Origin of the sequence: Delftia sp. ASV31, from assembly GCF_016428765.1 — a bacterium.
Taxonomy (GTDB): Bacteria; Pseudomonadota; Gammaproteobacteria; order Burkholderiales; family Burkholderiaceae_C; genus Comamonas; species Comamonas acidovorans.
This window is the reverse complement of the sequence record NZ_JAELTK010000189.1, coordinates 1-1,445: the sequence shown is the minus strand read 5'-3', so window position 1 is coordinate 1,445 and position 1,445 is coordinate 1. Positions and strand designations below refer to the sequence as shown.

At 52.9% G+C, this 1,445-nt stretch carries 2 protein-coding genes; one reads left to right on the top strand and one right to left on the bottom strand.

The genetic code is table 11. The features are described 5' to 3' along the window. Positions 1-197: hypothetical protein (locus tag JHD82_RS28935; RefSeq protein ID WP_199140335.1), on the top strand; the 197-nt coding region annotated here is incomplete at its 5' end. 333 nt (positions 198-530) lie between these two features. Here JHD82_RS28935 and JHD82_RS28930 read toward each other — a convergent pair. After that, positions 531-1,445: hypothetical protein (locus JHD82_RS28930; RefSeq protein ID WP_199140333.1), on the bottom strand; the 915-nt coding region annotated here is incomplete at its 5' end.

Below are 1,445 nucleotides of genomic sequence, written 5' to 3'. Positions count from 1 at the left end.
CCCCCCCCCCCCCCCCCCCCCCCCCCCCCCCCCCCCCCCCCCCCCCCCCCCCCCCCCCCCCCCCCCCCCCCCCCCCCCCCCCCCCCCCCCCCCCCCCCCCCCCCCCCCCCCCCTTTTTAATCATCCGCCGACCACCGAGATCTACACTGTTCGCATTTCGTCGGCAGCGTCAGATGTGTATAAGAGACAGCGCTTAAGTTGTCCCAGTTTTTTTTCTATCGCATCCCTGCTGTCATTTGCGCTTAAACCATAAGGTAAAGGTCCGGTGTAAATTCCATTCTTTTCGACATCTCCAGATATTCTAATTTCAAGTTGACTAAATATGAATGCGCCTTCACTTTTGGGTGCTATTCCATTTCCTTTTGCATCGATTTCGAATGACATTGAAAGACCTTGTCCTTTTATTGGAATAAGCGTGTCCAATGACCGTCCTATTTTCGGTCGACTCTTAATGCCATTTTTGGTTAAAAACTCGTCGAACGGTTCATGCGTGCTACTATGGCCTAAAAAAATCATCAGTTCTATTGCATTCATTTCTTTGCCTTTGTTCCGTTGGTGATGGCGTCCTGAATATATTGATCCCAATCCATGTTTCTCAACTCTTGAGCAGCTTTGTCATAGGCATCCTTGCATCCATGATCCTTGTTTTCCATAGCCTTGGAGATAGCATCTGTATTCCTTTTTACAGCTTCATTGAGGTTTCCCGCATCCTGAGAGATTCTTTCAGGAGTGTTTTTATACCGCCAAGTTTGTCCTTCAGCATGAATATCTGGAGGAACAGCAATTGTGGGTGCATTGTTTCGGACAGATTTTCTAATTTCTGAAGCTTGAGCATCGCTAATTTTTACACCAGAATCCCTTAGTTCATTGATCTTGTTTTCGGCAGCTTTTTCGAGAGCGGCACCTGAAGGAGTATGGTCTTTCTCTAGCCCGCTGCCTTTGAGCGATTTTTTGTCGTTGTAAGGCACCTTTTTTCCACAGTCCTTGTGCCTTTTGGGCTTCCCTTTGTCCTTTCCGCCACCCTTACCGTCTGCTTTCTTTGCACCTGTTTCCTTGGCAGCCTTCCCTGCGGCTTCTTCGCTTGCTTCTCGTCCTATTTTTTTTCCTGCAGCCTCTGTTGCCGCTGCTGCTGCCTTCTTCCCATACTTGGCCCCGGTGGCCGCCATCCCCGCGCCCGGGATCATGGCTGCCGCGCTCAAGGCAGCGTTGACTTTATCGCCCTCGGCAAGATAGATCAAAGCGTTGGCGCCGTCGGCAATTTCGCCTACGCCGGGGATGAGGCCCACGACATCCAGACCAGTGTGCACAACGTCGCTGCCCCAGCGCTGCCACCAGCTTTTTTCCTGGGCGACGGGCTTGATGGCGGGAGCCGTGGCTCCGTGGAGGTTGGGGGCCGTGTCGGGGATGACCAGTCCCGAGGTGTTGCCTATCGGCCCTGGAGAAGG